7 protein-coding genes are annotated in these 4225 nt (G+C 57.9%); 2 read left to right on the forward strand and 5 right to left on the reverse strand.

Annotation, left to right across the window (positions count from 1 at the left end; translation table 11 throughout):
• The coding region (locus tag KHQ28_RS27955) for an aldehyde dehydrogenase family protein (RefSeq protein ID WP_120096293.1) at positions 1 to 398 on the forward strand (398 nt) is incomplete at its 5' end.
• 48 nt (positions 399 to 446) lie between these two features.
• Here KHQ28_RS27955 and gap read toward each other — a convergent pair.
• Positions 447 to 1445 carry a type I glyceraldehyde-3-phosphate dehydrogenase gene (gene gap / locus KHQ28_RS27960; protein ID WP_002903227.1) on the reverse strand — a complete coding sequence of 333 codons (999 nt, stop codon included), beginning with the start codon at positions 1443 to 1445 and terminating at the stop codon, positions 447 to 449.
• A 282-nt stretch (positions 1446 to 1727) separates the two neighbouring features.
• Between gap and KHQ28_RS27965 the strand changes: the two genes are divergently transcribed.
• Positions 1728 to 1886, forward strand: a complete 159-nt coding sequence (locus tag KHQ28_RS27965) for a YqaE/Pmp3 family membrane protein (RefSeq protein WP_002903230.1) — start codon at positions 1728 to 1730, stop codon at positions 1884 to 1886.
• 34 nt (positions 1887 to 1920) lie between these two features.
• Here the strand turns inward: KHQ28_RS27965 and KHQ28_RS27970 are convergent, their stop codons facing one another.
• The 4 genes from KHQ28_RS27970 to KHQ28_RS27985 all read right to left on the reverse strand — a co-directional run.
• Positions 1921 to 2313, reverse strand: coding sequence for a DUF1398 domain-containing protein (locus KHQ28_RS27970; RefSeq protein WP_004224558.1), 393 nt, complete (start codon positions 2311 to 2313; stop codon positions 1921 to 1923).
• A gap of 250 nt (positions 2314 to 2563) precedes the next feature.
• Positions 2564 to 2797, reverse strand: a complete 234-nt coding sequence (gene yedF / locus KHQ28_RS27975; RefSeq protein ID WP_002903233.1) for a sulfurtransferase-like selenium metabolism protein YedF — start codon at positions 2795 to 2797, stop codon at positions 2564 to 2566.
• Entirely contained in the window at positions 2794 to 4002 is a 1209-nt protein-coding gene (yedE, locus tag KHQ28_RS27980; RefSeq protein WP_032419025.1) for a selenium metabolism membrane protein YedE/FdhT, read from the reverse strand. Before yedE ends, yedF begins: the two co-directional genes overlap by 4 nt.
• A gap of 103 nt (positions 4003 to 4105) precedes the next feature.
• Positions 4106 to 4225 (reverse strand): DUF1304 family protein (locus tag KHQ28_RS27985; protein ID WP_148719330.1); only part of this gene is annotated, 120 nt, incomplete at its 5' end.

Consider the following 4225-nt stretch of genomic DNA (forward strand, 5'->3'; position numbering starts at 1 on the left):
GGGCGCGGGTGGCGCTGGGCGGTCAGCCGCTGGAGGGCAAAGGCTATTTTTATCCGCCGACCCTGCTGCTGGATGTACGTCAGGAGATGGACATTATCCATGAGGAAACCTTCGGTCCGGTGCTGCCGGTGGTGGCCTTTTCGACCCTCGATGAGGCGCTGGCGATGGCCAATGACAGCGATTATGGCCTGACCTCCTCAATCTATACCCGCGATCTGAACGTGGCGATGAAAGCGATTAAGGGACTGAAGTTTGGCGAAACCTATATCAACCGTGAGAACTTTGAGGCGATGCAGGGGTTCCACGCCGGCTGGCGTAAGTCGGGGATCGGCGGCGCAGATGGCCGCCACGGCCTGAATGAGTACCTGCAGACCCAGGTGGTCTATCTGCAGGCCTGAGGCACTCCACACAGAACCGGCGGACAGCGCAGGCTGTCCGCCGTTCACTTAGCGGGCAAATTTCTCCAGCACGCGGATCAGTTGGGTGACAAAGCCGTATTCGTTATCGTACCAGGCGACGGTTTTCACCAGCTGTACGCCGCCGGCCTCCACAATCTCCAGCTGGGTAGCATCGTAGATCGAACCGAAATGGCTGCCGATGATATCGGAAGAGACGATCTCCTCTTCGGTGTAACCAAAGGATTCATTGCCCTCAGCCGCCTGCCTCATCGCCTGATTGACCTCATCCGCAGTCACCTTTTTCTCCAGCACCGATACCAGCTCCGTCACTGAGCCGGTTTTGGTCGGTACGCGCTGGGCATGGCCTTTCAGCTTACCGCTCAGGGCAGGGATCACCAGGCCAATGGCTTTTGCCGCGCCGGTAGTGTGCGGGATAACGTTTTCCGCCGCCGCCCTGGAGGCGCGCAGATCTTTTCCGCGCGGCCCGTCCACCAGCGACTGGGTGCCGGTATAGGCGTGGATGGTGGTCATGGTGCCTACGGTGATGCCGAAGGCATCCTGCAGAACTTTGGCCATCGGCGCCAGGCAGTTGGTGGTGCAGGAGGCCACGGAGATGATGGTGTCATCCGGGGTCAGGGTGTCATCGTTGACGTTGTAGACGATGGTTTTCATCTCGCCGGCGGGGGCGGAAATCAGCACTTTGCGCGCGCCGGCCTGGAGATGGGCTTGCGATTTCTCGGCCGAGGTGTAGAACCCGGTACACTCCACAATCACCTCGGCGCCTGCCGCCTGCCATGGAATATGCTGCGCCTCTTTTTCGGCATACACCGTAATGGTTTTGCCGTTGACGATCAGCGCATCTTCGGTAAAGTCGACGCTCCACGGGAAGGGGCCGTAGTTTGAATCATGCTTCAACAGGTAGGCCAGCACCTTTGGCGAAGTGAGGTCGTTGATAGCCACCACTTCCAGGCTGCTGTCGACTTCTAATAAACGACGTAACACCAGACGTCCGATACGACCAAATCCATTAATCCCAAGTTTACTCATGGATATTCTCCGGTTGGTAAAACGACTCGATGTGATGAAACTCCTCCAGGCTTAGCCCTGTCCCCCTGATTGGTCAACTGACAATCTGTGCGCTTTGCCAGGGCCTGCGGGCCGGAGAGGGGAAAAGTGAATGTTTTCCCGGTCTTTTTTGCCCGTGACGGCAGGGAATGATTTTTGTTACCAGAGATGAGGGGGCTGCCTGCTGGCGAAACGACGAAAAGCGTCTATGCTTAACTATTGAATAGCTTAGTAAAAAATTGACGTTAGACGAAGGGAGAGGTTATGGGATTCTGGAGAATCGTTTTCACTATCATTCTGCCGCCGCTGGGTGTGCTGCTGGGAAAAGGCTTCGGCTGGGCGTTTATTCTCAATATCATTTTGACCCTGCTGGGCTATATTCCTGGCCTGATCCACGCCTTTTGGGTGCAGACCCGCGATTAAAGGCTGACTCTCGCCGCCTCCCCCTGAGACCTGTTCAGGGGGGCATCAGGCACTCTTTATATAACAGCGTATTATCCTTCGACCAGTAGTGCCGGGTCTCCTCTTCCAGATCGACGATCCACTTAAACACCCCGGCGCTGGCGAGATCCCGGCAGTACTGTTCAAAGTTAATGGCCCGGGCAAAGTGGCGGATAACGGCGGCCCTGGTCAGACAATGGCTGGCCTCAGCGCGAACGCGCAGCAGCCCGCGGGCGCTTTTTACCGAGACCACCTCGTCGTTTGCCATTACGAAATTCATATTGCCGGTGGAAACAAAATAGATGTAGTAGGAGACCTGATGCCGACGCAGTTCATTGGCGAAGGTGGCATAGTCGGCGTCAGAACGCGCTTGCTCAAAAAAATGACCCAGCCTGACCAGCAGTTCCATTTCGATCCTTATCGTGTCGCTGTGTGCGGCTTTGGCCGATAGCGGCAGAAACCATTCACTAAATAACTTATTCGCATTTTAATAATATAGGCGCGTTATATTAATGGTTATTGCGTAACTGGAACACGGTTTCAAGTGTTACAATCTATTGCAATCGTTTGGCTACCTGGTCAGCGATGCGTAAGCGAACGGCGAGGCGGGAACGAGGAGACAAGCGCCGGCGGGGAAGGCCGCCGGCGGGAAAACGGCGCTACTTCTGAATCAAATAGCGAATGGTTGGGCCATCCTGTTGAATATCCAGCACCGTGTAGCCGTGGTTCCTTGCATCAAGCGGAATGTTATTGATCGACTGCGGACAGTCGCTGACCACTTCTAGGATCTCGCCTTTTTGCAGGGAAGGCATTGCCTCCAGGGTAGCGACCGCCGGATACGGGCAGGGTTCGCCGACCATATCCAGGCGATAATCAGGGATGATGTTTTTCATGCGCTCTCCTTCACGGTCCGGACCGCCGCCTGGCGGCGGAAAAAATGTCTCTCCCAGGCGATCACCAGCAGCAGGGCGATCAGCAGCAGTAGATAGGTGGCCAGTAGTCCGCCAAAGGGACCGAAGGCGTTCAGCAGGTTGACTTTCTGCCAGTGGGTGGCGAGCGGGGCGGCGATATCGTCCCAGCACCAGGCGAGCAGCGTTGAGCCGATGACGTTGCCCAGCCCAACCCACCAGTAGTGAACCTGGCCCTCCACCGCCCGGTACATCCAGCCGGTCTCACAGCCGCCGGCCAGCACGATGCCAAAGCCAAATAGTAGCCCGCCAATCGCCGCATTAGGACCGGCCCACATAATTTTCGGCGCCATCCCCAATTGCACATAGCTGAAGATACCGATGGCGCTCGCCGCCATGCCGAAGATAATCGCCTTCGCCATCACCGTCCGGCCGGTGATCCACATATCGCGAAAGGCGGAGGTAAAGCAGATCTGCGCGCGCTCGATAAGCAGACCAAAGCCAATACCGAACAGCATCGCCAGGCCCAGCGCCGGGTGGTCTGCGGCGGTAAGCAGGCCCCAGCCGATCATGGCGAAAAAGACCACCATCCCCAGGCGGAAGCGGCGGCGCGCCTGCTGCGGTTTTTGGGTTAACGGCGAGGCGGCGGACACTTTTTGCATGTTTACCGGGATGCGAAAAAGGGGCAGCAGCGTGAAGCGGGCGCCAAACCAGGAGCCGATGGCGGTGGCGATGGCAAACAGCCAGGCGTGCAGGGAGAACTGCGGAATGCCGGTGAAGAAGGCCGCCAGGTTGCAGCCCATCGCCAGCCGTGCGCCGAACCCGGCGATGATGCCGCCCGCCACGGCCTGCGCAATGCGGATCCGGCTGCGTGGCAAGCGCAGTTTGACGTTATTCGCCCACAGCGCGGCGGCCAGGCAGCCGCCGAACATGCCGATGATCATCCTGCCATCGATGCGGGTCAGCGGCGACCCTTCGAGATGTATCAGCTGGTAATAGCCCCACTGTTCGCTGTGGACGCCCAGCAGCTGCAGCAGCTGACCACCCCAGCGGGTGAATTCGCCGGTCACCGCCCAGAAGGTGCCAGTGATGCCAAAATAGTAGGTAGAGAGAATGCCCGCGGCAATGACCGCCGGGACAGGAGACCAGAACCGGATAAGCCAGGCCTGTTTGAAGGATTGCCATGTCATAAAAATGCCTCTGAACTCAGAAGGTATTAACGGTCGATGACCGACCAAAGGGGGCAAATAGTACCCGCCTTAGCGCCTGCTTTCTCTGTTTTGGATCAAGGCCCTACGCTTGCGTCAGCACGGCAACCAGCGCCAGCAGCGCGGGCAGCGCCTGAATATAGAGAATTTTGCGGCTGGCGGTCAGCGCGCCGAAAATCCCGGCGGCCAGCACGCAGGCCAGGAA

The organism is Klebsiella sp. 28 (genome assembly GCF_018223905.1).
Taxonomy (GTDB): Bacteria; Pseudomonadota; Gammaproteobacteria; order Enterobacterales; family Enterobacteriaceae; genus Klebsiella; species Klebsiella pneumoniae.

Excerpts from the sequence above, each read along its gene's own strand:
- gap (WP_002903227.1), bottom strand. The coding sequence starts at position 1,445 with ATGAGTAAACTTGGGATTAATGGATTTGGTCGTATCGGACGTCTGGTG.
- KHQ28_RS27965 (WP_002903230.1), top strand. The coding sequence starts at position 1,728 with ATGGGATTCTGGAGAATCGTTTTCACTATCATTCTGCCGCCGCTGGGT.
- KHQ28_RS27970 (WP_004224558.1), bottom strand. The coding sequence starts at position 2,313 with ATGGAACTGCTGGTCAGGCTGGGTCATTTTTTTGAGCAAGCGCGTTCT.
- yedF (WP_002903233.1), bottom strand. The coding sequence starts at position 2,797 with ATGAAAAACATCATCCCTGATTATCGCCTGGATATGGTCGGCGAACCC.
- yedE (WP_032419025.1), bottom strand. The coding sequence starts at position 4,002 with ATGACATGGCAATCCTTCAAACAGGCCTGGCTTATCCGGTTCTGGTCT.